At 59.5% G+C, this 26,084-nt stretch carries 18 protein-coding genes and 1 tRNA gene; 15 read left to right on the plus strand and 4 right to left on the minus strand.

The window, feature by feature from the left end:
• The first annotated feature begins 76 nt into the window (after positions 1-76).
• From dnaG to ACIPIN_RS19035, 14 genes are all read left to right on the plus strand, one after another.
• Entirely contained in the window at positions 77-2,038 is a 1,962-nt protein-coding gene (dnaG, locus tag ACIPIN_RS18970) for a DNA primase (protein ID WP_401120901.1), read from the plus strand.
• A 67-nt stretch (positions 2,039-2,105) separates the two neighbouring features.
• A complete protein-coding gene (gene rpoD / locus ACIPIN_RS18975) occupies positions 2,106-3,953 on the plus strand; it encodes an RNA polymerase sigma factor RpoD (RefSeq protein ID WP_262112869.1) in 1,848 nt (615 codons plus the stop codon).
• A gap of 124 nt (positions 3,954-4,077) precedes the next feature.
• Positions 4,078-7,821 carry a bifunctional diguanylate cyclase/phosphodiesterase gene (locus ACIPIN_RS18980; protein ID WP_401120903.1) on the plus strand — a complete coding sequence of 1,248 codons (3,744 nt, stop codon included), beginning with the start codon at positions 4,078-4,080 and terminating at the stop codon, positions 7,819-7,821.
• Between the two features lie 15 nt (positions 7,822-7,836).
• Positions 7,837-7,913 (plus strand) — tRNA-Ile (locus tag ACIPIN_RS18985).
• Positions 7,914-8,000: 87 nt separating this feature from the next.
• Positions 8,001-8,462: an Lrp/AsnC family transcriptional regulator gene (locus tag ACIPIN_RS18990; RefSeq protein WP_008067391.1), complete on the plus strand. Its 462-nt coding sequence runs from the start codon at positions 8,001-8,003 to the stop codon at positions 8,460-8,462.
• A 140-nt stretch (positions 8,463-8,602) separates the two neighbouring features.
• On the plus strand, positions 8,603-10,285 hold the full coding sequence (locus ACIPIN_RS18995; protein ID WP_123426559.1) for an NAD(P)/FAD-dependent oxidoreductase: 1,683 nt from the start codon (positions 8,603-8,605) through the stop codon (positions 10,283-10,285).
• Positions 10,286-10,297: 12 nt separating this feature from the next.
• Positions 10,298-11,092 carry a carbon-nitrogen hydrolase family protein gene (locus tag ACIPIN_RS19000; protein ID WP_401120905.1) on the plus strand — a complete coding sequence of 265 codons (795 nt, stop codon included), beginning with the start codon at positions 10,298-10,300 and terminating at the stop codon, positions 11,090-11,092.
• Between the two features lie 48 nt (positions 11,093-11,140).
• Positions 11,141-13,606 (plus strand): pyrroloquinoline quinone biosynthesis protein PqqF, encoded by a 2,466-nt coding sequence (pqqF, locus tag ACIPIN_RS19005; RefSeq protein WP_401120948.1) that lies wholly within the window; start codon positions 11,141-11,143, stop codon positions 13,604-13,606.
• Positions 13,607-13,750: 144 nt separating this feature from the next.
• On the plus strand, positions 13,751-13,825 hold the full coding sequence (gene pqqA, locus ACIPIN_RS19010; RefSeq protein ID WP_003194766.1) for a pyrroloquinoline quinone precursor peptide PqqA: 75 nt from the start codon (positions 13,751-13,753) through the stop codon (positions 13,823-13,825).
• Positions 13,826-13,910: 85 nt separating this feature from the next.
• Positions 13,911-14,822, plus strand: a complete 912-nt coding sequence (pqqB, locus tag ACIPIN_RS19015; protein WP_401120906.1) for a pyrroloquinoline quinone biosynthesis protein PqqB — start codon at positions 13,911-13,913, stop codon at positions 14,820-14,822.
• Positions 14,823-14,960: 138 nt separating this feature from the next.
• Positions 14,961-15,713, plus strand: a complete 753-nt coding sequence (gene pqqC / locus ACIPIN_RS19020; RefSeq protein WP_401120907.1) for a pyrroloquinoline-quinone synthase PqqC — start codon at positions 14,961-14,963, stop codon at positions 15,711-15,713.
• Positions 15,710-15,985, plus strand: a complete 276-nt coding sequence (gene pqqD / locus ACIPIN_RS19025; protein ID WP_401120908.1) for a pyrroloquinoline quinone biosynthesis peptide chaperone PqqD — start codon at positions 15,710-15,712, stop codon at positions 15,983-15,985. The genes pqqC and pqqD overlap by 4 nt, the downstream gene beginning before the upstream one ends.
• A gap of 10 nt (positions 15,986-15,995) precedes the next feature.
• The gene (gene pqqE, locus ACIPIN_RS19030; protein WP_401120950.1) at positions 15,996-17,126 is read left to right on the plus strand and encodes a pyrroloquinoline quinone biosynthesis protein PqqE; all 1,131 of its coding nucleotides are present in this window, start codon (positions 15,996-15,998) and stop codon (positions 17,124-17,126) included.
• Positions 17,092-18,924, plus strand: coding sequence for a prolyl oligopeptidase family serine peptidase (locus tag ACIPIN_RS19035; RefSeq protein ID WP_401120909.1), 1,833 nt, complete (start codon positions 17,092-17,094; stop codon positions 18,922-18,924). The genes pqqE and ACIPIN_RS19035 overlap by 35 nt, the downstream gene beginning before the upstream one ends.
• 91 nt (positions 18,925-19,015) lie before the next feature.
• On the opposite strand, the gene ACIPIN_RS19040 is transcribed toward ACIPIN_RS19035, so the two are convergent.
• Together ACIPIN_RS19040 and ACIPIN_RS19045 are read right to left on the minus strand one after the other, a co-directional pair.
• The gene (locus tag ACIPIN_RS19040; RefSeq protein ID WP_401120911.1) at positions 19,016-20,293 is read right to left on the minus strand and encodes an aspartate aminotransferase family protein; all 1,278 of its coding nucleotides are present in this window, start codon (positions 20,291-20,293) and stop codon (positions 19,016-19,018) included.
• Positions 20,290-20,988 carry an MOSC domain-containing protein gene (locus ACIPIN_RS19045; protein ID WP_401120913.1) on the minus strand — a complete coding sequence of 233 codons (699 nt, stop codon included), beginning with the start codon at positions 20,986-20,988 and terminating at the stop codon, positions 20,290-20,292. Before ACIPIN_RS19045 ends, ACIPIN_RS19040 begins: the two co-directional genes overlap by 4 nt.
• A gap of 101 nt (positions 20,989-21,089) precedes the next feature.
• Between ACIPIN_RS19045 and ACIPIN_RS19050 the strand changes: the two genes are divergently transcribed.
• Entirely contained in the window at positions 21,090-22,019 is a 930-nt protein-coding gene (locus ACIPIN_RS19050) for a LysR family transcriptional regulator (RefSeq protein ID WP_401120915.1), read from the plus strand.
• A gap of 236 nt (positions 22,020-22,255) precedes the next feature.
• Here ACIPIN_RS19050 and ACIPIN_RS19055 read toward each other — a convergent pair whose 3' ends face one another.
• Both ACIPIN_RS19055 and ACIPIN_RS19060 read right to left on the minus strand, forming a co-directional pair.
• Complete coding sequence (locus tag ACIPIN_RS19055; protein ID WP_401120916.1) at positions 22,256-24,034, minus strand: acyl-CoA dehydrogenase C-terminal domain-containing protein; 1,779 nt, start codon at positions 24,032-24,034, stop codon at positions 22,256-22,258.
• A gap of 219 nt (positions 24,035-24,253) precedes the next feature.
• Positions 24,254-26,050 (minus strand): acyl-CoA dehydrogenase C-terminal domain-containing protein, encoded by a 1,797-nt coding sequence (locus ACIPIN_RS19060; protein WP_401120918.1) that lies wholly within the window; start codon positions 26,048-26,050, stop codon positions 24,254-24,256.
• Positions 26,051-26,084: the final 34 nt, after the last annotated feature.

The following is a 26,084-nucleotide window of genomic DNA, read 5'->3' on the forward strand; positions in this document are numbered from 1 at the left end:
CGCCTCAAAATAATGACCAGCATCAGGCCGCCCTTCGCGCGGGTTAAATTTTCAGCGCAGTGATGACGAGAACGCCATGGCCGGGCTAATTCCCCAGAGCTTTATTGACGACCTTCTGAACCGCACCGACATCGTCGATGTGGTCAGCTCGCGCCTGCAAATGAAAAAAGCCGGCAAGAACTACACCGCTTGCTGCCCGTTCCACAAAGAAAAAACCCCCTCCTTCAGCGTCAGCCCGGACAAACAATTCTATTACTGCTTTGGCTGCGGCGCTGGTGGCAATGCCCTCGGCTTCATCATGGACCACGACAACCTGGACTTTCCCCAGGCCGTCGAAGAACTGGCCAAAGCCGCTGGCATGGAAATCCCCCGCGAGGAAAGTGGTCGCCCGCACAAACCGCGACAACCGACCGACTCGCCCCTTTACCCACTGCTGACTGCCGCCGCAGACTTTTACCGTCAGGCACTGAAAAGCCATCCTGCGCGCAAAGCGGCTGTCGACTACTTGAAGGGTCGCGGCCTGACCGGCGAGATCGCCCGCGATTTCGGCCTCGGCTTCGCGCCACCGGGCTGGGATAACCTGTTCAAGCACTTGAGCAACGATACCCTACAACAAAAAGCCATGATCGATGCCGGTCTGCTGATCGAGAACGCCGAAACCGGCAAACGCTACGACCGCTTTCGCGACCGCGTAATGTTCCCGATTCGCGACAGCCGCGGGCGCATCATCGCGTTTGGCGGCCGGGTACTGGGCGACGATAAACCGAAATACCTGAACTCACCGGAAACCCCTGTATTTCATAAAGGCCAGGAGCTCTACGGCCTGTATGAAGCGCGCAAAAACAACCGCAATCTCGACGAAATCATCGTCGTCGAAGGTTACATGGACGTCATCGCCCTGGCCCAGCAAGGCTTGCGCAATGCCGTCGCCACGCTCGGCACCGCCACCAGCGAAGAACACTTGAAGCGACTGTTCCGCGTCGTGCCCAACGTGCTGTTCTGCTTCGACGGCGACCAGGCCGGCCGTAACGCCGCATGGCGCGCTCTGGAGTCAACGCTTTCGAGCCTGCAAGACGGACGGCGTGCGCGCTTCCTGTTCCTGCCCGAAGGCGAAGACCCGGACACGCTGATCCGCTCCGAGGGCACCGACGCCTTCCGCGCGCGAATCAATCAGCACGCCCAGCCATTGGCAGATTATTTCTTTCAGAAACTGATCGAGGAGTCCGATCCGCGCTCGCTCGAAGGCAAGGCCCACATGGCCACCCTCGCCGCGCCGCTCATCGACAAAGTCCCGGGAGCCAACCTGCGCACCCTGATGCGCCAGCGCCTGACCGAAATTACCGGCCTTAATAGTGAAGCCGTCAGTCAGTTGGTGCACAGCGCACCGCAGGATGCTCCGCCCGCCTACGATCCAGGCATCGATTACGACGCGATGCCGGACTATTCCGACTACCACCAGCCGCAGGATGCCTACGCGCCCCAGCAAGAGTGGACGCCGAAAAAACCCGGCGCGGGCGGCAAGAAATGGGATAACAAACCCTGGGACAAGAAAGGCAAACGTGGCGGTGATCGCGATCAACCTCGCGCCCCACGCATCCCGGCCGCGGTCGAGCCACCAACACTGGCGGCCCTGCGCACCTTGCTGCACCACCCGCAACTGGCCGAAAAAGTTGAAGACGCCGGGCACTTCGCTGCCGAGGACCACTCCAACACGCAATTGCTGGTGGCACTGCTCGAAGCCGTGCAGAAGAATCCTAAGCTAAACTCATTTCAGTTGATTGCGCGTTGGCATGGCACCGAACAAGGACGTCTGCTCAAGGCACTGGCGGAAAAGGAGTGGCTGATTGACGGAGATAACCTTGAACAACAGTTTTTCGACACCATTACTAGCTTGTCAGCCCGCCAACGCGAGCGAAACCTGGAACAACTTCTCAGGAAAGCACGTCAAAGCGAATTGAGTGCAGAAGAGAAAAACCAACTGCGCGACCTCCTAAGTCGCAATGTTTCCGCATCAAACCCGACCTCAAGTGGCGCGTGAGGTCATAGCTAAGGTATAATCCTCGGCTTGTTTTTTGCCCGCCAAGACCTTCAGTGGATAGGGTGTTATGTCCGGAAAAGCGCAACAGCAGTCTCGTATCAAAGAGTTGATCACCCTTGGTCGTGAGCAGAAGTATCTGACTTACGCAGAGGTCAACGACCACCTGCCGGAGGATATTTCAGATCCGGAACAGGTGGAAGACATCATCCGCATGATTAATGACATGGGGATCCCCGTACACGAGAGTGCTCCGGATGCGGACGCCCTTATGCTGGCCGACGCCGATACCGACGAGGCTGCCGCGGAAGAAGCGGCTGCAGCGTTGGCAGCGGTTGAGACCGACATTGGTCGCACTACCGACCCTGTGCGCATGTACATGCGTGAAATGGGTACCGTAGAACTCCTCACACGTGAAGGCGAAATTGAAATCGCCAAACGTATTGAAGAGGGCATCCGTGAAGTGATGGGCGCAATTGCGCACTTCCCTGGCACGGTTGACCACATTCTCTCCGAGTACACTCGCGTCACCACCGAAGGTGGCCGCCTGTCCGATGTCCTGAGCGGTTATATCGACCCGGACGACGGCATTGCGCCGCCTGCTGCAGAAGTGCCGCCGCCTGTCGACCCGAAAGCCGTGAAAGCGGACGACGATGCCGAAGACGACGATGCTGAAGCCAGTGACGACGAAGAAGAAGCCGAAAGCGGTCCGGATCCGGTCATCGCAGCACAGCGTTTTGGCGCTGTGGCCGATCAGATGGAAATCACCCGCAAGGCGCTGAAAAAGCACGGTCGCGAAAACAAGCAGGCAATTGCCGAGATGTTGGCGCTGGCTGAGCTGTTCATGCCGATCAAACTGGTTCCGAAGCAATTCGAAGGCCTGGTTGAGCGTGTTCGTAGCGCCCTGGATCGTCTGCGTCAGCAAGAGCGCGCGATCATGCAGCTCTGCGTTCGTGATGCACGCATGCCGCGTGCCGACTTCCTGCGCCAGTTCCCGGGCAACGAAGTTGACGAAAGCTGGACCGAAGCACTGGCCAAAGGCAAAAGCAAATACGCTGAAGCCATTGGTCGCCTGCAGGCCGACATCGTTCGTTGCCAGCAGAAGCTGACCGCACTTGAAGCCGAAACCGGCTTGAAGATTGCCGAGATCAAGGACATCAACCGTCGCATGTCGATCGGTGAGGCCAAGGCCCGCCGTGCGAAGAAAGAGATGGTCGAAGCGAACTTGCGTCTGGTGATCTCCATCGCCAAGAAGTACACCAACCGTGGCCTGCAATTCCTCGATCTGATCCAGGAAGGCAACATTGGTTTGATGAAAGCGGTAGACAAGTTTGAATACCGCCGCGGCTACAAATTCTCGACTTATGCCACCTGGTGGATCCGTCAGGCGATCACTCGCTCGATCGCCGACCAGGCCCGCACCATCCGTATTCCGGTGCACATGATCGAGACGATCAACAAGCTCAACCGTATTTCCCGCCAGATGTTGCAGGAAATGGGTCGTGAACCGACCCCGGAAGAGCTGGGCGAACGCATGGAAATGCCTGAGGACAAGATCCGTAAGGTATTGAAGATCGCTAAAGAGCCGATCTCCATGGAAACCCCGATCGGTGATGACGAAGACTCCCATCTGGGTGACTTCATCGAAGATTCGACCATGCAGTCGCCAATCGATGTTGCTACCGTTGAGAGCCTTAAAGAAGCGACTCGCGAAGTTCTCTCCGGCCTCACTGCCCGTGAAGCCAAGGTTCTGCGCATGCGCTTCGGTATCGACATGAATACCGACCACACCCTTGAGGAGGTTGGTAAGCAGTTCGACGTTACCCGTGAGCGGATTCGTCAGATCGAAGCCAAGGCGCTGCGCAAGCTGCGCCACCCGACGAGAAGCGAGCATTTGCGCTCCTTCCTCGACGAGTGATCACAAAACCCCCGGCCCTGCCGGGGGTTTTGCTTTCTGTAGATTAAATCCCCCTCGCTTCGCTCCCGTCCCGCATAGCCCGTCTACACTCGAAACATTCCCCTCGAGCCATAACGAGACCGTTATGCCCAGACTACCGGCCATGCTTTTGCTATTGCTGATGACCTGGACCGCAACGGCTGGCGCGCTGACTCTGACCGACGAAGAACGTGGCTGGCTTGCGGCTCACCCGGAACTACGCCTGGGCGTCGACGCCTCTTGGCCACCGTTTGAGTTTCGTGATGAGCAAGGCCGCTATCAAGGTCTCGCGGCTGACTACATCAACATCGTGCGTGAACGCCTGTCGATCAAGGTCACGCCCATTGAGCCTGTCAGCTGGACCGAAGTCCTGGCGCAGGCCAAACAAGGCAAACTGGACCTGCTGCCCGGCGTCATGTCGACGCCCGAACGGCAGAACTACCTCTCGTTCACTCGGCCCTACCTGGACTTTCCGATCGTCATCCTGTCCCATGTGGGAGGCGCACAACCGCACAAGCTGGAGGACCTTTACGGCTTGAAAATCGCCGTAGTGGAAAACTACGCCCCCCATGAACTGCTGCGCACGAACCATCCCGACCTCAATCTGGTCCCCATGCCGAATGTCAGCTCAACCTTGCAGGCACTGGCCACCGACGAAGTGGACGCCGTAGTCGGCGATCTGGCCTCAAGCGTCTGGAGCCTTCGGCAACTCAAGCTGGACGGGCTCTACGTCAGCGGCGAAACGCCCTATCGCTACCAACTGGCGATGGGCGTACCGCGAGATGAGAAAATGCTGGTCGGCATTCTGGATAAAGTGCTGGCGGACATGAGCCCGGGAGAAATCAGCGCCATCCAGGAACATTGGGTCGGAAACGTCCTCGACCACCGCACCTTCTGGTCCGACCTGCTGGTTTACGGCCTGCCCGGCGTACTGCTGCTGGTCACCGTGCTGGGCGTGGTGATCCGCATCAATCGTCGTTTGAGCTCGGAAATCTCCCGCCGGGTCGCGCTGGAGCAAGAGCTGCGCACCAGCGAATACCATTACCGCGGGCTGGTGGAGAGCCTTTCGGCGATTGCCTGGGAAGCACGAATCAGCGATTTTACGTACAGCTACGTGTCACCCCATGCCGAAGACCTGCTCGGTTACCCCCTGTCCCATTGGCTGATTCCGGGCTTCTGGCGCAACATCATCCACCCCGCCGACCTCACACGTGCCCAGGCATTTTGCGATCACGAAGTGCTCGCCGGGCGCGATCACAGCCTCGACTACCGGGTAATCACTGCGGATGGGCGCTGCCTCTGGGTACGCGACATTGTCAGCCTGATCGAACACGGCCATGAACCAATATTGCGTGGGCTGATGATCGACATCAGCGAAGCCAAAAGAACCGAAGAAGCCTTGCGCCTCTCCGAGCAGAAGTTTGCCTCGGTGTTCCAGCAGTGCCCGGACATTCTGGTCATTGCACGCCTGTCTGACGGTTGCCTGCTGGAAGTCAACGAAGCGTTCGAAGATCAAATCGGCCTCAGCGCCGAAGACGTGATCGGACAGACCGCCACCGAGCTGAACATCTGGGGCATACCAGACGTCGGCCCTGGCCTCTTGCATCGGTTACAGGCTGGCAGCATTCGCAACCTGGAGATGCCCTTTCGTCGCAGCAATGGCCAGGTGTTCACTGGCCTGATCTCCGCAGAACCCTTCGAACTCGACACCACCCCGGCACTGGTCGTGGTGGTGCGCGACATCAGCCAGCTCAAAGAAACCCAACAGCAACTGCAAACCTCCGAAGAAAAATTCGCCAAAGCCTTCCATGCCTCCCCTGACGGCTTATTGCTGTCACGCGTGAGTGACGGCCTGCTGATCGAGGTCAACGAAGGCTTCAGCCGCATCACCGGCTTCAATAGCGCGATGTCGCTGGACCGCTCGACCCTCGACCTCGGTATCTGGGTCAACCTGAATGAACGCAGACAGATGCTCGACCTGTTGAAACGCGATGGTTTCGTACGTGACTTCAGTTGCCATATCCGCCGCAACGACGGGCAAATCCGCCTCTGCGAGATGTCCAGCCGGCCGCTGCCGATTGGCGATGAAGATTGCATGCTGACCATCGCCCGGGACATCACCGAGCGGCATCTGATGCAGGAAAAACTGCAACAGGCCGCCACGGTATTCGAGAGCACTGCAGAGGGTGTGTTGATCACCGACACCCAACAGCACATCAGCGCCGTCAACCGCGCGTTTACCGAGATCACCGGTTACAGCGAAACCGAAGCCCTGGGCCACACTCCCCGGCTGCTCGCCTCGGGCCTGCATGACAGCGCCTTTTACGCAGCGATGTGGCATCAACTGACCGCCGAAGGGCATTGGCAGGGCGAGATTTCCAACCGGCGCAAGAATGGCGAGCTGTACCCCAGCTGGCTGACGATCAGCGCGGTGCGCAACAAAGACCGGTTCATCACCCACTTCGTTGCGGTATTTGCTGACATCTCGAGCCTCAAGCATGCCCAGGCCAAACTCGACTATCAGGCCCACCACGACCCGTTGACCGGGCTGCCGAACCGGACGCTGTTCGAAAACCGGCTGCTGACCGCACTCAACAGCCAGCAAGAAAATGGTGGCCAGGGCGCAGTGCTGTTCCTGGACCTCGACCGCTTCAAGCACATCAACGACAGCCTTGGTCATCCGGTCGGCGACCTGCTGCTCAAAGGCATCGCGGTGCGACTCAAAGAGCAACTTCGGGACATCGATACTGTGGCGCGACTGGGGGGTGACGAGTTCATCATCCTGCTGCCGGGCTTGCAGCAAGCCAGCGACGCCGACAATATCGCCAACAAGCTGCTGAACTGCTTCACAGCGCCCTTCCAGGCGGGCGAGCACGAGTTCTTCATCAGTGCCAGCATCGGCACCAGCCTCTACCCCAAGGACGGCAGCGACGTCGCTACGCTGGTCAAAAACGCCGATGCCGCGATGTACCGCTCCAAAGCCAAAGGCCGCAATCGGGTTGAAAGCTATACCCGCGACCTCACTGCCCAGGCCAGCGAACGAGTCGCACTGGAACATGAACTGCGCCGCGCCATCGAGCGCAATGAGCTGTCACTGTTCTATCAACCGAAAATCAGCCTCAACCATCCACGCCTGGTAGGCGCAGAAGCTCTGATTCGCTGGCGTCATCCAGCCTTCGGCGACGTGCCGCCCGAGCACTTCATCCCGCTGGCCGAAGAAAACGGCATGATCCTGCAAATCGGTGACTGGGTGCTGGAACAGGCCTGCCTGCAGATGCATGAATGGAACAAGCGCTATGAAGGTTTCGGCCCGCTGTCGGTCAACCTCGCCGGCGCGCAGCTGCGCCAGCAGAACCTGCTGGGCCGCATTGAACAGTTGCTCAAGGACAACCGCCTCAAACCCGGCCTCCTGCAACTGGAAATCACCGAAAACTTCATCATGAGCCAGGCCGAAGAGGCGCTTGAAGTCCTGCACCAGCTCAAACGGCTAGGCGTGCAACTGGCCATCGACGACTTTGGCACCGGCTATTCCTCGCTGAGCTACCTCAAGCGCCTGCCTCTGGACTTCCTGAAAATCGACCAATCGTTTGTCCGCGGCCTGCCGGATGATCCACACGATGTCGCCATCGTCCGCGCAATCATCGCCCTGGGCCGCAGCATGCAATTCACGATCATTGCCGAAGGCGTTGAAACCCAGGCGCAGCAGCAATTCCTGACTGCCGAAGGCTGCGAACAGATCCAGGGCTACATCGTCAGCCTGCCCCTACCCGCCGACGAATTCGCCGCAACCTTTCTTCGTATCGCAGTTTCAGACTTTTCGGATAGCACAGCCGAGAAACCGTCGCTATAATCCGCGGCCTACTGAGGGCCTATAGCTCAGTTGGTTAGAGCAGAGGACTCATAATCCTTTGGTCCACGGTTCAAGTCCGTGTGGGCCCACCAAACTCAAAGCCGCGCATTGCGCGGCTTTTGTGTGTCTGGCGAACGTGTAACATGCTCCCCCACCGCAACGTGCCGCCGGAGATGACCTTGCCTGATACCCGCCCTCCCGTCCTCGACGAAATCGACCGCCAACTGATCGCAGCCTTGCAGATCAACGCCCGTGAAAGTGTGGCCATGCTCGCCCGACAATTGGGAATTGCGCGCACTACCGTGACGTCACGCCTGGCGCGGCTGGAGAAGGCTCGGGTGATTACCGGTTACGGTGTGCGGCTAGGGCAGCGGGTAGTCGATGGCGGTTTGCAGGCATATGTCGGGATCACCGTACAACCACGTTCCGGCAAGGAAGTGCTGCGTCGGCTCAGCGCCATGGCGCAGGTCCAGCAGTTGTGTGCGGTCAGTGGCGAATTCGATTACGTGGCCTGGCTGCGTACTGATTCACCGGAACAGCTCGACCAGTTGCTCGATCAAATCGGCAGCGTCGACGGCGTAGAAAAAACCACCACCTCGATCATCCTCAGCAGCAAGATTGATCGCGGCCAGCCAGTTTGATCGATCTGTTCGTCATATCGCATCAACAACATGCATAACGACGACACATTGCGTCTTATTATCGTGCTCTACGCTCCCTAGAATGGCGACAGTCTTTTCCTATACTCAGCACCGAGTGCGAGTCGCCAGCAAGGTCAGCCATGAACAAGAACAATCGCCATCCTGCAGACGGTAAAAAACCAGTCACCATCTTCGGCCCGGACTTTCCTTTCGCCTTTGACGACTGGATCGAACACCCGGCCGGCCTGGGCAGCATCCCCGCGCACAACCACGGCGCGGAAGTGGCAATTGTCGGCGCCGGTATCGCAGGCCTGGTGGCCGCTTACGAGCTGATGAAACTGGGCCTGAAACCAGTCGTCTACGAAGCCTCGAAAATGGGCGGCCGCTTGCGCTCCCAGGCCTTCGAAGGCGCAGAAGGAATCATCGCCGAGTTAGGCGGTATGCGCTTCCCGGTATCGTCCACGGCGTTCTATCACTATGTCGACAAGCTCGGCCTTGAGACCAAGCCTTTCCCTAACCCGCTGACGCCTGCTTCCGGCAGTACCGTCATCGATCTGGAAGGCCAGACCCATTACGCACAGAAACTCGCGGACCTTCCTGCACTGTTCCAGGAAGTCGCCGACGCCTGGGCTGATGCACTGGAAGACGGCTCGCGCTTTGGCGAGATCCAGCAAGCGATCCGCGACCGCGACGTGCCACGCCTCAAAGAGTTGTGGAACACCCTCGTTCCGCTGTGGGATGACCGGACCTTCTACGACTTCGTTGCCACCTCCAAAGCCTTCGCCAAGCTGTCGTTCCATCACCGCGAAGTGTTTGGCCAGGTCGGTTTCGGCACCGGCGGCTGGGATTCTGACTTCCCAAACTCGATGCTGGAAATTTTCCGCGTGGTGATGACCAACTGCGACGATCACCAGCACCTGGTGGTCGGTGGCGTGGAACAGGTGCCGCTGGGCATCTGGCGCCATGTGCCGGAACGCTGCGCTCACTGGCCGCAAGGCACCAGCCTGAGTTCCCTGCACAACGGCGCGCCGCGCACCGGGGTCAAACGCATCGCGCACGCCGCCGATGGCCGTTTCAGCGTGACCGACAACTGGGGTGACACCCGCGAATACGCCGCCGTGCTGACCACCTGCCAGAGCTGGCTGCTGACCACGCAGATCGAGTGCGAAGAGTCGCTGTTCTCGCAAAAAATGTGGATGGCTCTGGACCGCACCCGCTACATGCAATCGTCGAAAACCTTCGTGATGGTCGACCGGCCGTTCTGGAAAGACAAAGACCCGGAAACCGGTCGCGACCTGATGAGCATGACCCTCACCGATCGCCTGACTCGCGGCACGTACCTTTTCGACAACGGCGACGACAAGCCTGGAGTGATTTGCCTGTCGTACTCGTGGATGAGCGACGCGCTGAAAATGCTCCCGCAACCGATCGAAAAACGCGTGAAGCTGGCACTGGATGCACTGAAGAAAATCTATCCAAAAGTCGATATCGCTGCGCGCATCATCGGTGACCCGATTACCGTGTCCTGGGAAGCCGACCCGCATTTCCTGGGTGCGTTCAAAGGCGCCCTGCCCGGCCACTATCGCTACAACCAGCGGATGTACGCGCACTTCATGCAGCAGGACATGCCTGCGGAACAGCGTGGGATTTTTATCGCTGGCGACGACGTTTCGTGGACGCCGGCGTGGGTCGAAGGTGCAGTACAGACCTCGCTCAACGCGGTATGGGGCATCATGAATCACTTCGGCGGCGAAACCCACGCCGAAAACCCTGGCCCGGGCGATGTGTTCCATGAAATCGGCCCGATTGCCCTGCCCGAGTAAGAGGAGTCCAAAATGCGCGTAGCTCTCTACCAATGCCCGCCGCTGCCGCTCGACGTTGCCGGCAATCTGCAACGCCTGCAACAGCTCGCGACGCAAGCCTCGGGCGCCGATCTGCTGGTGTTCCCGGAGATGTTTCTGACCGGCTACAACATCGGCGCCGAAGCGGTTGGCGCATTGGCGGAGGCGCAAGACGGAGCATCCGCGCAGCACATTGCGAGCATCGCCAAATCCTGCGGCATTGCCATTGTGTATGGCTACCCGGAACGCGCCGAGGATGGGCAGATCTACAACGCCGTGCAGTTGATCGACAGCCAGGGCCAGCGCCTGGCCAACTACCGCAAGACCCACTTGTTCGGTGAACTCGATCACTCGATGTTCAGCGTCGGGCCGGATGAGTTTCCCTTGGTGGAGCTGAACGGCTGGAAGCTCGGCTTTTTGATCTGCTACGACCTGGAGTTCCCGGAAAACGCCCGGCGTCTGGCTTTAGCGGGTGCCGAGCTGATTCTGGTGCCGACGGCGAACATGATTCCTTACGACTTCATCGCCGATGTCACCGTGCGCTCGCGGGCCTTCGAGAATCAGTGTTACGTGGCGTACACCAATTACTGCGGGCACGAGGGCGAGATCCATTACTGCGGTCAGAGCAGCATCGCAGCGCCGGATGGCAGTCGCATCGCCCAGGCCGGCCTGGATGAAGCGCTGATCGTTGGCACGCTGGATCGGCAGCTAATGCTCGATTCGCGCGCCGCCAATCGCTACTTTCTTGATCGTCGGCCAGAGCTCTACGGTGTGCTGAACAAGCGCTGATCCCTGGTTTTCGCTAGCATGAGCGCTTCTCAAGTAGCGGAAGTGCTCATGCCTGCGCCGACCCATCTTCTCCCTCACACCGAAACCCTGGCCAACGGCCTGCGGGTTTCACTTCGTCATGCGCCCGGTTTGAAACGCTGCGCCGCTGCCTTACGGGTTGCCGCCGGCAGCCACGACGCCCCGCTGGCCTGGCCAGGGCTGGCGCACTTTCTTGAACACTTGTTCTTTCTCGGCACCGAACGCTTTCCTGCTGACCATGGGTTGATGGCCTACGTGCAACGTCATGGCGGGCAACTGAACGCGACTACCCGCGAGCGCACCACCGACTTCTTCTTCGAATTACCGCCTCAGGCCTTCGCCGGTGGGCTTGAGCGTTTGTGCGACATGCTCGCCCACCCACGTCTGAATCCGGACGATCAGTTGCGCGAACGGGAAGTACTGGAAGCGGAATTCATCGCCTGGTCTCAGGATGTTGAGGCACAGCGACAGGTCGCACTGTTCAACGGACTTTCATCCAATCACCCCTTGCGCGGTTTCCACGCCGGTAATCGCGACAGCCTGGTGGTGCAGCAGCCTGAGTTTCAGCAGGCGTTAAACGCGTTCTATCAGCGTTTCTACCAGACCGGCCAAATAACTCTGAGCCTTGCCGGTCCACAGTCTGTGGATGAATTGCGTAGCCTGGCCGAGCGCTTGAGCGCCGACTTCACCGTCGGTGAGCAGCAATCGCAAAGCGCCCCGCCCGCCTTGATGGCAACCGCAGAGGCAAGTTATCAACAGGCTGACGAACACCGACTCAACCTGCTGTTTGCATTCGAAGCATTGCCTGACGCATCCCGTGAAACGCTGGACTTTCTCTGCACCTGGCTGAACGCGTCGAAACCGGGAGGCTTGTTCGCCGAATTACGCCATCGCCAATTGATCGACAGCCTGAAGGCCGCGCCGCTGTACCAATTCGCCGGGCAAGCGCTGCTACACATCGAGTTCAACCTGACGCCCAGCGCCACAACGCAGACCGGGGTAATCGGTGAGCTACTGGGTGATTGGCTGGGTTTCTTCGCCAACCATGCCGATTGGTCTGAATTGCGCGAAGAATATGCCCTGCTGCAACAGCGAAAACGTCAGGTCAGCAATGCCTTGGCGCTTGCCCGACTGGATAGCGAGAAGTTGGAACCAGAGCTGTCGGAGTCGGGCGTAATTGTCCTCAAGAGCATATTGCAGCAAATGAACCCGACGCCTGTGGATAACCTGGCTGTCGCTTGGCAACTGCCGCCGTTCAACCCATTTCTGCGCTCGGTCGATGCACCGGCACCGGCCGGGCTGATCCGCGGACAAACCAGCGCCCATCGGGGCTTGCGCACGTTTGCCCAGGATCGCACGCGCGGGCGCCGTGAACGCTCGCCCATGCAGTTCAGCCCGGCACTGGCAGACGACAGCGGCGAAGCAGCGATTTGCCTGCGCTGGCGCCTCGACTCGGCACCGTCAGCCAATCTTCAGGCGGCGCTAGCCCGCAGTCTGCAAGGCCTGTGCGACGACGCGAGTCAGGCGGGTGTCGAGCTGTCCTTCAGCGAAATGGGCAACCAATGGTTGCTGAAGATGACCGGGCTGCACGAGTCGATGCCGGTGATTCTCGAACAGGCGTTGCTGTGTCTGACGAATCCCGCCGCCGATGCCTGGCAAAACAGCGACTCGCCTGTGCCTATGATTGCGATTCGGCAATTGCTCAAAGCACTTCCTGAGCATTGTCTGGGACAGAGTTTGCGTCCGACGTCGCAGCCAGCCGGTCCTGATGACCTGCAACAACACTGGGTCGGCGCACGCTGGGATGGACTGGCCGCAGGTCTGCCGGCAACCGCTCAAACCGCAATCACCCGCGCCTTGAGCCGAGCGCCCGGCATCCCCGACAGCGAGATGACAGCGCCGATGTCTATTGCCGGTCAACGTCTCTGGTCCGAGCTGCCCAGCGCAGTCAACGAACACGCATTGCTGCTGTTTTGCCCTACAGCCACTCAGGAACTGGCCGACGAGGCCGCCTGGCGAATGCTTGCCCATGTCTGCCAAACACCCTTCTACCAGCGCCTGCGGGTCGAACTGCAATTGGGCTACGCGGTGTTCAGTGGCGTCCGACAAATCAACGGGCAAACCGGTTTGCTGTTCGGCGTGCAATCGCCAAAGACGTCGGAGAAAGAACTGCTCGAACACGTGGAGCTCTTCCTCAACCAACTGCCTGAGCTGATATCGGCGCTCAATGATGAAGTGTTGATCAATCAGCAACAGGTCCTGGCCGAACAACTCGACGGCAATGCCATGCCGCTTGTCCAGGCGTTTGAACTGCTGTGGCAGGGCAAACTGGGCGGTCATTCATCGGATTACCTCCTTCAGTTGCAACAGGCTGTGTTGCTACTGGACCGCACCGCTTTACTCGACGCGGCAAGGCGGTTGATTCACGCAGAAGGTGGCCGCAGATGCCTGGCCAGCGCTGCCTGCCCGGATGGCACCTGGCAACCAACCTCCTGATCATTACCGGGGCTGTAACGGGCTTTCTTCGATAGATGTCTCCAATTTGCGGAAACGTTTCAGTAAGATAGCCCGCCAAGCATCTGAACATCTCCCGCGGGAGGTGGACTGTATGTATCGAGCCCAATCTGAAGGAGCGTTTTCATGACCTGGTCCAAACCCGCTTACACCGACCTGCGTATCGGCTTTGAAGTCACCATGTACTTCGCCAGCCGTTGATTCTGCCTTCGGGTAGAACCTGCAGTGCAACGCCTCGGCCCGTCCGGGGCGTTTTTATTTTTAGCGTTGAAGTGATGGAGCAGCCATGTTTGTCCAGATTCTAGGTTCCGCCGCCGGCGGTGGTTTTCCGCAGTGGAACTGCAACTGCGTGAACTGCGCAGGTTTTCGCGCAGGCAGCCTGCGGGCCGAGGCCCGGACCCAGTCGTCTATCGCGATTTCCGATGACGGCGTGAACTGGGTGCTGTGCAACACCTCGCCGGACATCCGCGCGCAGCTCCAGAACTTCGCGCCGATGCAGCCGGGCCGCGCTCTGCGTGACACCGGTATCAGCGCAATCATCCTGATGGACAGCCAGATCGACCACACCACCGGCCTGCTGAGCCTGCGCGAAGGTTGCCCGCATCAGGTCTGGTGCACCGACATGGTTCATGAAGACCTGAGCACCGGTTTCCCGCTGTTCACCATGCTCACCCACTGGAACGGCGGGCTGAACTGGAACCGCATCGAGCTCGACCAGAGCTTCTGCGTCCCGGCCTGCCCCAACCTGCGCTTTACCCCATTGCCACTGCGCAGCGCCGCACCTCCCTACTCGCCACACCGCTTCGACCCACACCCGGGCGACAACATCGGGCTGATCGTCAAAGACCTGCGTACCGGCGGAAAGTTGTTCTACGCGCCGGGGCTGGGCAAGGTCGATGCACCGCTGCTGGAGCTCATGGCCGGCAGCGACTGCCTACTGGTGGACGGCACGCTGTGGGATGACGATGAAATGCAGCGTCGTGGCGTCGGCACCCGCACTGGCCGGGAGATGGGCCACCTGGCACAAAACGGCCCCGGCGGCATGCTCGAAGTACTGGAGCAACTGCCCAAGCAGCGCAAAGTGCTTATCCACATCAACAACACCAACCCGATCCTCGATGAGGACTCGGCCGAGCGCGCCGAGCTGGTTCGGCGCAACGTTGAAGTGGCCTACGACGGCATGAGTATTGTGCTGTAGCGGATGCCCTCATCGCGAGCAAGCTCGCTCCCACAGAGATTTCGTTTACTCAACAGATCCAATGTGGGAGCGAGCTTGCTCGCGATGAGGCCAAAGCAAACACAACAGAATCCACCGGTTGTTCCCCGGAGAACCGAAATGACTGACACACCACTGTCCCCCGCCGAGTTCGAACAGGCTCTTCGGGCGAAGGGCGCCTACTACCACATCTATCATCCGTATCACGTGGTGATGTACGAAGGCCGGGCGACTCGCGAGCAGATCCAGGGCTGGGTCGCCAACCGCTTCTACTATCAAGTGAACATCCCGCTCAAGGACGCCGCGATTCTGGCCAACTGCGCGGACCGGGAAATTCGCCGCGAGTGGATTCAGCGCCTGCTCGACCACGACGGCGCGCCCGGTGAAGACGGCGGTATCGAAGCCTGGTTGCGTCTCGGCCAAGCCGTTGGCCTGGACCCGGATCAGCTACGCTCACAGGAATTGGTGCTGCCCGGCGTGCGCTTCGCCGTGGATGCCTACGTCAACTTCGCCCGCCGCGCCAGTTGGCAAGAGGCCGCCAGCAGCTCGCTGACCGAGCTGTTCGCGCCGCAAATCCACCAGTCACGTCTGGACAGCTGGCCGCAGCACTACCCGTGGATCGATCCGGCCGGTTATGAGTATTTCCGCACTCGGCTGGGCCAGGCGCGGCGCGATGTCGAGCACGGTCTGGCGATCACCCTGCAGCACTACACCACCTATGAAGGCCAGCAGCGCATGCTGGAAATTCTCCAGTTCAAACTGGACATCCTTTGGAGCATGCTCGATGCCATGAGCATGGCCTATGAACTGAACCGCCCGCCTTATCACAGCGTGACCGAGCACCGGGTCTGGCATACAGGGATCGCCTTATGAGTTTCAACCGCAGCAAGACCCCGAGCTGGCGTCCTGGCTACCGCTTTCAGTACGAACCGGCGCAAAAAGGCCATGTGCTGCTGTACCCCGAAGGTATGATCAAACTCAACGAAAGCGCTGCGTTGATTGGCGGTTTGATCGACGGTGAGCGTGACGTCGCGGCGATCATTGACGAACTGGATGCCAGGTTCCCCGACGTGCCCGAGCTGGGTGACGACATCGAGCAATTCATGGAGGTCGCCCGTGCTCAGCACTGGATCGAACTCGGCTGATGCTCAGGTCATGCCGCCGAAACCCGAGATCGGCCTGCCGCTGTGGCTGCTCGCCGAGCTGACCTACCGCTGCCCGCTGCAATGCCCTTACTGCTCGAACCCGCTGGACTTCGCCGAACAAGGCAAAGAGCTCAGCACCGAGCAGTGGCTCAAGGTGTTTCGCGAGGCGCGGGAAATGGGCGCCGCACAGTTGGGCTTCTCTGGCGGCGAGCCGCTGGTGCGTCAGGACCTCGCCGAGCTGATCGCCGAGGCCCGCAAACTAGGCTTTTACACCAACCTGATCACCTCGGGGATTGGCCTCACCGAGCAGAAAATCAGCGACTTCAAAAAGGCTGGGCTTGATCACATCCAGATCAGCTTCCAGGCCAGCGACGAACAGGTGAACAACCTGCTGGCAGGCTCAAAAAAAGCCTTCGCGCAGAAACTCGAAATGGCTCGCGCGGTGAAAGCCCACGGCTACCCGATGGTGCTGAACTTCGTCACCCATCGGCACAACATCGACAAGATCGACCGCATCATCGAGCTGTGCATCGCCCTGGAAGCCGACTTCGTCGAGCTTGCCACCTGCCAGTTCTACGGCTGGGCCCAGCTCAACCGCGTCGGTTTGCTGCCGACCAAAGAACAATTGGTGCGCGCCGAACGCATCACCAACGAATACCGCGCCAAGCTCGAAGCCGAAGGTCACCCATGCAAGCTGATCTTCGTCACCCCGGACTACTATGAAGAACGCCCCAAAGCCTGCATGAACGGCTGGGGCAGCATCTTCCTCACCGTGACCCCGGACGGCACCGCCCTGCCGTGCCATGGTGCGCGGCAGATGCCGGTGCAGTTCCCGAACGTGCGCGACCACAGCATGCAGCACATCTGGTACGACTCGTTCGGCTTCAACCGCTTTCGCGGTTATGACTGGATGCCCGAGCCGTGCCGCTCCTGCGACGAGAAAGAAAAGGACTTTGGCGGCTGCCGTTGCCAGGCGTTCATGCTCACGGGTGACGCGAGCAACGCCGACCCGGTGTGCAGCAAGTCACAACATCACGGCGTGATCCTCAAGGCCCGCGAAGAAGCCGAGCACGCCACCCAGACCATCAAACAGTTGGCCTTTCGCAATGAACGAAACTCACGCCTCATCGCTAAATGCTGAACCCTTGAGCGCCCTCAAAGCCGTAGCGGCTGGCCTCGATTTCACTGACTTGCGCGTCGGCGCTCATGGCTTGTTCTGGAATGAGTACCGCCCCGAAGATGCCGCCTGCCGAATCTGGCACTGGCGCGACAACACCGCCCATTGCCTGACTCCGCCGGGGTTCAGTGCGCGCAGTCGAGTCTATGAATATGGTGGCGGATCGTTTTGCCTGAGCGATGACGGCGTAGTCTTCGTCAACGAGTCAGACCAACAGCTATATCGGCAATCGTTGGCAGGTGAAATACCGCAGTCGCTGACTTCGGGCGAATGCCGTTACGGCGATCTGCAATTTGCCGGTGGGCAGGTGCTCGCCGTCGAAGAGCAAGGCAATCAGCATCGCCTGATCGCCATCAATCTGGCAGACGGTAAACGTTACCTGTTGGTTGAAGGCGCGGACTTTTACTCGGCGCCGACCATGAGTCCGGATGCGCGGCGATTGGCCTGGATCGAATGGAGCCGACCGCATCAACCCTGGACCACGACACGCTTGATGGTTGCCGAACGCGACACCAACGGCGCTTTCGGCGAGCCGCATTGTGTGGCCGGTGACGACTCTGAGGAATCCTTGCAACAGCCTCGCTTCGATGAAGCCGGCCATTTGTATTGCCTGACTGATCGCGCAGGGTTCTGGCAGCCGTGGGTCAAAACTGAATCCGGTTTGCAGCCGTTACCCAGCAGCGACGCAGATCATGCGCCAGCGCCATGGCAACTCGGTGGCTGCACTTGGTTGCCGCTGGGCGAAACAAGTTATTTGGCAAGCTGGACCGTGGAGGGTTTCGGACGCTTGGGGTTGTGTTCTGATGATTCCACCGAGGATTTCACTGGCGACTACAGTCGCTTCCGCAATCTGGCGCTGGACCAGCAGTTTGTTTACTGCATCGCGGCATCACCGGTCAGCCCTCCAGCGGTGATTGCCATCAACCGCAAAAGCCACCAAGCCCGGGTGTTGGCTGGCGGCGTCGCGCTTTTGCCCGCTGAGCAAATCAGCCAGCCGCAAGCACTGCGTTACCCAAGCGGTGCCGGTGAGGCCCATGGTTTCTTTTATCCGGCCATGACCGATGCCGCCAAACCGCCGTTGGTGGTGTTCATTCATGGCGGGCCAACATCGGCGTGCTACCCGATGCTCGATCCGCGTATCCAGTACTGGGCGCAACGTGGCTTCGCGGTCGCCGACCTCAACTATCGCGGCAGCAGCGGTTACGGTCGCGCTTATCGGCAGGCGCTGTACCTGAGCTGGGGCGAAGTGGATGTCAAAGACGCCTGTGCCGTGGTCACCTACCTCGCCGGGCAAGGTTTGATCGACGGCGATCACGCATTCATTCGCGGCGGCAGTGCTGGCGGTTACACCACGCTCTGCGCGCTGGCGTTTCACGACGTCTTCAGCGCCGGTGCCAGTATGTACGGGGTCAGCGATCCGTTAGCGCTGGGCCGCACCACTCACAAATTCGAAGGCGATTATATAGATTGGTTGATCGGCGATCCGCAGCAGGATGCCGAGCGCTACGCCGCCCGCACGCCGTTGCTGCACGCGAGCGAAATCCGCGTGCCGGTGATCTTTTTTCAGGGCGAACTCGACGCCGTGGTGGTGCCGCAACAGACCCGCGACATGCTCAAGGCCCTGCAAGACAACGGCATTCCCGCCCAGGCCCATTACTATCCGGATGAACGCCACGGCTTTCGCAAGGCCAACAACCAGGCCCATGCGCTGGAGCAGGAGTGGTTGTTTTATCGCGGGGTGATGGAGCAGAAAAACGCGTGAGACAAAAAAACGCCCCATGCCAAAAGGATCAGGCATGGGGCGATGCGTTATACCGCGAGACGGTTAGGGAATGAGAGAAGTGACGGTCTATTCAGACCGCGATGCCTTTGCGGCATTGGAGTTGGGCCGTGCGCACCCGGGAGAAAGCTCGGGCCAGACGCAGGAGCATTTCGTCGATGTTGGCCTTGCTGATCGTCAGCGCCGGTGTAAACCGTAGGCAATCGGGTTTTGGAGCGCTCAGCAGTAAACCTTCGTACAGCGCGGCTTTAATCACCGCGTCCGCCGAGTCATCACTCAGGGTAAGACCCCAGAGCAGTCCTTGGCCGCTTAACTCGCCATGTCCGTAACGGTTGGCCAATCGGCTCAAACCTTCGCGCAGGTGTTGAGCGTTTTCCTGAACATGCTCGAGGAAGCCGTGATCCAGCACGCAGTCCAGAACCGCCAACCCCGCCGAGGCCATCAACGCGTTGCCATGATGGGTACCATTCAGCTCGCCCGACTCAAAGCAGCAGGCTTTACCGCGTGCCAGAAGCGCCGCCACTGGCACCCCGCCGCCCAGCCCTTTGCCCAGAACAACAATGTCGGCACGCACACCGTAAAACTGTTCGACGAGCAAACTGCCGCAACGACCAATCCCGGTTTGCACTTCGTCAAGAATCAGCAGAATTCCCAGATCACGGCACAGGCGTTCGACCCCCTTGAGGTAATGCTCGGTCGCCGGAACAACCCCGGCGGCGCTTTGGATTGGCTCAAGCATGATGGCGACGGTCTGCGCATCCACCGCCGCATGTAACGCCGGCAAGTCATTGAACGGTACGTGGCTGAAGCCTGGAAGCTGCGGCTCAAAGCGATTGCTCTGACAGTCCGAGGCGGACATCGCCGCAAAGCCGTGACCATGGCAGCTACCGCTGGCGGTGATGATTCGCGAAGCACCGCCGCGATGCAGCTGCCCCCATTTGCGCGCCAGCTTGATCGCCGCTTCGCAGGCTTCACTGCCACTGTTGAGCAAATAAGCCTGATCGCTGCCGGTACTGACGCACAGCCGCTCGGCCAGGTTGAGCTGACCACGGTTAAGCAGACCCGAACCCGGATTGATCAGCGTTTGCGCCTGAGCGGCGATGGCTTTGACCAGCACCGACGGGCTGTGGCCGAGGCTGTTGGCCGCGCCGCCTTGGGTAAAATCCAGATAGGCACGATCGTCACCGTCCCACAGCCATGAGCCTTGGCCGCGAACGAAAATTTGCTGGGGTCGCTCGACACTGAGCATCAGGCACTCGCTGGAAAGGTTGTCGTGCCTTGAAGGCTGAAAATGCTCCGTCGTCAGATTATCCAGGCTTGGCTGATGGCGACGCAGGTTAAACAGATTCATGCGCGCAGCCCCTCCAGTGGCAAACCCAGCAGACGTGACGACCAATCCTCGACGCGCTCGGTACGCATGCGTTTGAGTGCAATATCACGCCAGCGCGAGGACAGCGCCGGGCAGTCGACGAGTTTTTTCAAGCCGGCATGCTCAAGCGGCTCCCGATAAAAACAGCGCAAGGCCCAGGCCACGGTGAGGCCGGGGTAGCTGCGCTGGATCAGCTCGAACGGCTGATCGGCACTGACAAATCCGGGTTTGAGAACGCGGTAGAACCAGCCACAGCGCCCCGTGTCTTGGGCCAGTTGCGGCAAGATCGGCACGCCCCAGCGATGGCTCAACCGATAGCACGGCGAGCGCGGTTGGCTGACCTGCAACAACGCACCGCCCCAGCGAAACATATCGCCGAGGCACACCTGCTCTTCGGTCAGGCCATGGGTTGACAGGTTTTCACCAAAGGCCGGCGCGCTCCAGTCGATCAGTGGATAACGTTTGCGCCAGTAGGCGTAGTGCTCCGCCGGGTAATGATGCAGGGCGCGTTCGGGGCCGGTATGAAAACGCGGATCGCCGTGTTCATCGCTGCCGAGGCCTTGCGGCCACAACCAGAGCCGATTGGCAATCCGCTGTTTGTCGGTATCGCTGATCAAACCCTGCCCGAGGTTTTTTGCCTTGCCTATGTAAACACCATCAACGTAAACGGTATTCATCGCGCTTTCTGGCCCTATAAGCCTTGTGAATGCGGTTAGACTAGGCTTCTGTCAGGCGCTGAGCCATTTCGATTTTCCAGCTTTTTCGATAAGAATTACTTATGGATTTTAAGCAACTGCGTTATTTCGTCGCGGTGTATGAAGAAGGCCATGTCGGGCGTGCCGCCGAACGCCTGTCGATCTCCCAGCCGGCGCTGTCGCAACAAATCCGCCAACTGGAACAAAACCTCGATGTGAGCCTGTTCGAACGCAGCAGTAAACGCCTGCTGCCCACCCTGGCCGCACATACCTTGTACAACCACGCCCTGCCGTTGCTCGACGGAATGCAGCGGGCGCGCGAGGCCTTGGGCAATTTCAAGGGCCATGCTCTGCGCACCTTGGCCATCGGTGTGCTGCAAACCGTTCACACCAGCCTGGTGCCGAAAATGCTCGAGCGCGTGCGCACGGCACAACCGCATCTGGTGGTGCAGATCTACGAGCTCACGGGCCTGGAAATCGAACGTCGATTGCTCAATGGCTCACTCGATATCGGTATCAGCTATCTGCCACCGCGCCAGCCTGGGCTGCATGGTGTTCTGCTGTATGAGGATGAACTGACCCTGGTCATCCCGGCCGACCATCCACTGCGTGAATTCAAGAAAGTCTCCATGAGTCAGGCAGCGGAGTTGCCGATGCTGTTGCTGGGGGAAGAGTTTCAGCTCCGGCAGATCTGGCAGGGGCAACTGGCCAATCTCGGACGCCGTCCGCAAGTGCAGGCGGAACTGAACAACATGGCGGGGATTCTCGACAGTTTACCCCACACCAGGCTGGCCACTGTCCTACCCGGTCGCTCGCAGCAGGAACACGGAAACAAGGCACTCATGTGGAAACCCTTGAGTGAGCCACGGGTCCCGCTGAAAGTAGGATTGGTCTGTCGCGACGTGCAACGTCAGCAAGCAACGCTGGAGTTGCTGCGTAACCTGCTGGAAGACGTGATGAATGGCCCGGACAGGCGTATGGCGAGCCCGACGGTACTGGATGTACAGGGCTGAACGGCAAAAACATAAATCGCAGGCAAAAGAAAACCCCGCCGAAGCGGGGCTTTGCAGACTGTTTCCCTGACATCCATTTCACTCCGCCGTCCTGGCAGAATCCTACGTGTCCGTGTTGTTGCTTTGCGCTTCCTGCGCGACGTCCATGTGAAGTAGATTAGCTCTGGATCCAATCTTAGAACAGGGGAAAACGGCAGCACGTCACGTAAGCAAATGCTTACATGACGTTACACTCCTCAGAACTGCGCCGCGTCCAACAGGAACAGCGACTCACTACCGGCCTTGACCGAAGCGCTCAGAGAATGAATCCGCGGCAACAGGCGAGCGAAATAGAAACGCGCGGTGCCCAGCTTGCTGGCGTAGAAGTCGTCCTGCGCCTCTTTACCGAAGGCCGCCTTGGCCATCAAAGCCCACATATAGGCGTAGGACACATAGCCGAACACTTGCAAATACTCGACCGAGGCCGCGCCGATTTCGTTCGGGTTATTTTTCACACGGTCCAGCAGCCAGGCGGTCAGCTCGTCCAGCGTGCCGACAGCGTCGTTCAACGGTTTGGTGAACTCGGCCAGATCCGCGCTCGCGGTGGCGGTGAAATGACGGATCTCATCAGCGAACAACTTGTAGTACGCCCCGCCGCTGCCGACGATTTTGCGCCCGACCAGGTCAAGCGCCTGAATGCCGTTGGTGCCTTCATAGATCTGGGTAATCCGCACGTCACGAACCAGTTGCTCCTGGCCCCACTCGCGGATGTAGCCATGACCGCCGAAAACCTGCTGGCCGTGAATCGTGGTTTCCAGGCCCAGATCGGTAAGGAACGCTTTGGCGACCGGAGTCAGCAAGGCCACCAGGTCCTCAGCGCGTTTGCGAGTGGTCGCGTCTTCGCTGAACTTGGCGGTGTCCAACTGCATAGCCACGTAGGTTGAAAATGCACGGCCGCCTTCGTTCGAGGCTTTCATGGTCAGCAGCATGCGCCGCACGTCCGGGTGAACGATGATTGGGTCGGCCACCTTGTCTTTGTTCTGTGCGCCAGTCGGCGAACGGCTTTGCAGGCGATCGCGGGCGTATTCAACTGCGTTCTGGTAAGAGCGCTCGCCAGTGGCCAGGCCCTGGATACCGACGCCCAGACGCTCGTAGTTCATCATGGTGAACATGGCCGCCAAGCCTTTGTTCGGCTCACCGACGAGGTAACCCACAGCTTCGTCGAAGTTCATCACGCAGGTAGCGGAGGCCTGGATGCCCATTTTGTGTTCGATCGAACCGCAGCTCGCAGGGTTACGCGCACCCAGGCTGCCATCGGCATTGACCATGAACTTCGGCACCAGGAACAGCGAGATGCCCTTCGGCCCTGCTGGAGCATCCGGCAGTTTGGCCAGCACCAGGTGAATGATGTTTTCGGTCAGGTCGTGTTCACCGCCGGTGATGAAGATCTTGGTTCCGCTGACCTTATAGGAACCGTCTGCTTGCGGTTCGGCCTTGGTGCGGATGATCCCCAAGTCAGTACCCGCGTGCGGTTCGGTCAGGCACATCGAGCCTGCCCAGACACCGGCGTACATGTTGGGCAGGTAAGCAGCTTTCAGTTCTTCGCTGGCATGAGCGTTGATCGACAGGCAAGCCCCGGCGGTGAGCATCGGGTACAGACCGAACGACAGACTGGCGGAGTTGACCATTTCTTCGACCTGAGCCGAAACCGCTTTAGGCATGCCCATACCGCCGTAGGCCGGATCACCACCGACGCCGACCCAACCGCCTTCAGCATAAGTCTGATAAGCCTGTGGGAAACCTGCTGGCGTGGTGACGGCGCCGTCGCTCCAGTGGCAGCCTTCTTCGTCAGCGGCACGGCTCAGCGGGGCGATGCTTTTGCTGGTGACTTTGCCGGCTTCCTCAAGAATTGCCTCGACGGTCTCGGCATCGACGGTGTCAGCCAGGGCGGGCAGTTCAGCCCATAGTTTGGCAACCTCGAAAACTTCATTGAGGACGAAGCGCATATCGCGCAGGGGCGCTTTGTAGTCAGCCATGGCAAACCTCGTGAGAACTTGAAAAGTGATTCGTAGGATCGGATTTCAGCAAGGTCTTGAGTGTACCCGAACAACTTTTACGACACATAGGGTCGACTCGTGACTTGTTTGTAATTTTTAGTCACCAACAAAAAGATCGCAGCCTGCGGCAGTTCCTACAGGTTCATCTGTATTGTAGGAGCTGCCGCAGATTGCGATCTTTCAGAAACAGCGCTTATGTCAGAGCGCAAACAGCTCCGCAGGCAGTTTCATCAGGCAATCACTGCCCGCCTCCACCGCTGCCTGATGAGCGGCCGTACGCGGCAACAGGCGCTTGAAGTAGAACTCGCAGGTGGCCAGTTTGCCCCGGCAATAATCAGCGTCACCGCTACCCGCCGCAAGCTTTGCCTGAGCCACCAGCGCCATGCGCAGCCACAGGTAAGCCAAAATGATGTAGCCGCTGTACATCAAGTAATCCAGCGCGGCAGCGCCGACTTCATCCGGATTTTTCATCGCGGCCATGCCGACCTTGGTGGTCAGTTCGCCCCACTGCTGGTTCAACTCGTTGAGTTGCGCTACATACGCCTTGAGCTGCGGATGTGCGGCATTGGCTTCACAGAACTTGTGAACAATTTTGGTGAACCCGCGCAGCAGTTTGCCTTGGCTGCCAAGCACCTTGCGCCCCAGCAGGTCCAGCGCCTGAATGCCGTTGGTGCCTTCGTAAATGGGTGCAATACGACAGTCACGCACCAATTGCTCCATGCCCCACTCACGGATGAACCCATGGCCGCCGAACACCTGCATGCCATGGTTGGTCACTTCCAGGCCGGTTTCGGTCATGAAGGCTTTGCAGATCGGGGTCAGGAATGCCAACAGGTTTTCGGCATCCTGGCGTTGGGTTTCGTCGCTACTCAGGTGCGCGACATCCAGCAATTGCGCGGTGAAATAGGTTAGCGCGCGGTTGCCTTCGTTGAAGGCCTTCATGGTCAGCAGCATGCGCCGTACGTCGGAGTGGACGATGATCGGGTCGGCAGCTTTTTCCGGCGCTTTGGGCCCGGTCAGCGAGCGCATTTGCAGACGATCGTTGGCGTACTTGATCGCACCCTGGAAGCTCGCTTCACCCAGACACAAACCCTGCATCCCGGTGCCGAGCCGAGCGTGGTTCATCATGGTGAACATGCAGTTCAGGCCCTTGTTCGCCTCGCCAATCAGGAAGCCCTTGGCACCATCGAAGTTCAGCACGCAAGTAGCCGACGCCTTGATGCCCATCTTGTGTTCGATCGAACCGCAGGAAACCCCGTTGCGCTCACCGGCTTCGCCTTGGGCATCAGGCAGGAACTTGGGCACGATAAACAGCGAGATGCCCTTGGTCCCGGCGGGCGCATCCGGCAGTTTGGCCAGCACCAGGTGAATGATGTTGTCACTCATGTCGTGCTCACCGGCAGAGATGAAAATCTTGCTGCCAGTGACCGCATAACTGCCGTCGGTTTGCGGTACTGCGCGGGTCTTGATGATCCCCAGGTCTGTGCCGCAATGCGCTTCGGTCAGGCACATGGTCCCGGTCCACTGCCCGGCCGTGAGTTTGCTCAGGTAGGTCTGTTTTTGCTCTTCGGTGCCGTGGGCATGGATCGCCGACATCGCGCCGTGGGTCAGACCGGGATACATGCCCCAGGAGGTGTTGCTGGAGCCAACCATTTCACTGATCACCAACCCCAATGAAACGGGTAAACCCTGACCACCATAAGTCGGGTCCGCCGCCAGACCATGCCAGCCGCCTTCAACGTATTGCGCAAACGCCTGCTTGAAACCTTTGGGTGTCGTGACCACGCCATTGTCGAAATGGCAGCCTTCTTCATCACCCGAACGGTTCAGCGGCGCCAGCACGTTTTCGCAGAACCTGGCACCCTCCTCGAGGATCGCGTTGACCATGTCCGGGCTGGCATCGGTGGCGCCAAGGGCCGCGTAATTGGCGTGGAAGTCGAAGACGTGGTCAATCAGAAAGCGCATGTCGCGCAGGGGAGCTTTGTACTCGGGCATGGTCGTTTCTCCGTCAGCAGGTCATCCAAACCTA

Source organism: Pseudomonas sp. NPDC087697 (assembly GCF_044743155.1).
Classification (GTDB): domain Bacteria; phylum Pseudomonadota; class Gammaproteobacteria; order Pseudomonadales; family Pseudomonadaceae; genus Aquipseudomonas.

Bases quoted from the DNA above. Each gene is read 5' to 3' on its own strand.
- dnaG (WP_401120901.1), top strand. From the start codon at position 77: ATGGCCGGGCTAATTCCCCAGAGCTTTATTGACGACCTTCTGAACCGC.
- rpoD (WP_262112869.1), top strand. From the start codon at position 2,106: ATGTCCGGAAAAGCGCAACAGCAGTCTCGTATCAAAGAGTTGATCACC.
- ACIPIN_RS18980 (WP_401120903.1), top strand. From the start codon at position 4,078: ATGCCCAGACTACCGGCCATGCTTTTGCTATTGCTGATGACCTGGACC.
- ACIPIN_RS18995 (WP_123426559.1), top strand. From the start codon at position 8,603: ATGAACAAGAACAATCGCCATCCTGCAGACGGTAAAAAACCAGTCACC.
- ACIPIN_RS19000 (WP_401120905.1), top strand. From the start codon at position 10,298: ATGCGCGTAGCTCTCTACCAATGCCCGCCGCTGCCGCTCGACGTTGCC.
- pqqF (WP_401120948.1), top strand. From the start codon at position 11,141: ATGCCTGCGCCGACCCATCTTCTCCCTCACACCGAAACCCTGGCCAAC.
- pqqB (WP_401120906.1), top strand. From the start codon at position 13,911: ATGTTTGTCCAGATTCTAGGTTCCGCCGCCGGCGGTGGTTTTCCGCAG.
- pqqC (WP_401120907.1), top strand. From the start codon at position 14,961: ATGACTGACACACCACTGTCCCCCGCCGAGTTCGAACAGGCTCTTCGG.
- pqqD (WP_401120908.1), top strand. From the start codon at position 15,710: ATGAGTTTCAACCGCAGCAAGACCCCGAGCTGGCGTCCTGGCTACCGC.
- pqqE (WP_401120950.1), top strand. From the start codon at position 15,996: ATGCCGCCGAAACCCGAGATCGGCCTGCCGCTGTGGCTGCTCGCCGAG.
- ACIPIN_RS19035 (WP_401120909.1), top strand. From the start codon at position 17,092: ATGAACGAAACTCACGCCTCATCGCTAAATGCTGAACCCTTGAGCGCC.
- ACIPIN_RS19040 (WP_401120911.1), bottom strand. From the start codon at position 20,293: ATGAATCTGTTTAACCTGCGTCGCCATCAGCCAAGCCTGGATAATCTG.
- ACIPIN_RS19045 (WP_401120913.1), bottom strand. From the start codon at position 20,988: ATGAATACCGTTTACGTTGATGGTGTTTACATAGGCAAGGCAAAAAAC.
- ACIPIN_RS19050 (WP_401120915.1), top strand. From the start codon at position 21,090: ATGGATTTTAAGCAACTGCGTTATTTCGTCGCGGTGTATGAAGAAGGC.
- ACIPIN_RS19055 (WP_401120916.1), bottom strand. From the start codon at position 24,034: ATGGCTGACTACAAAGCGCCCCTGCGCGATATGCGCTTCGTCCTCAAT.
- ACIPIN_RS19060 (WP_401120918.1), bottom strand. From the start codon at position 26,050: ATGCCCGAGTACAAAGCTCCCCTGCGCGACATGCGCTTTCTGATTGAC.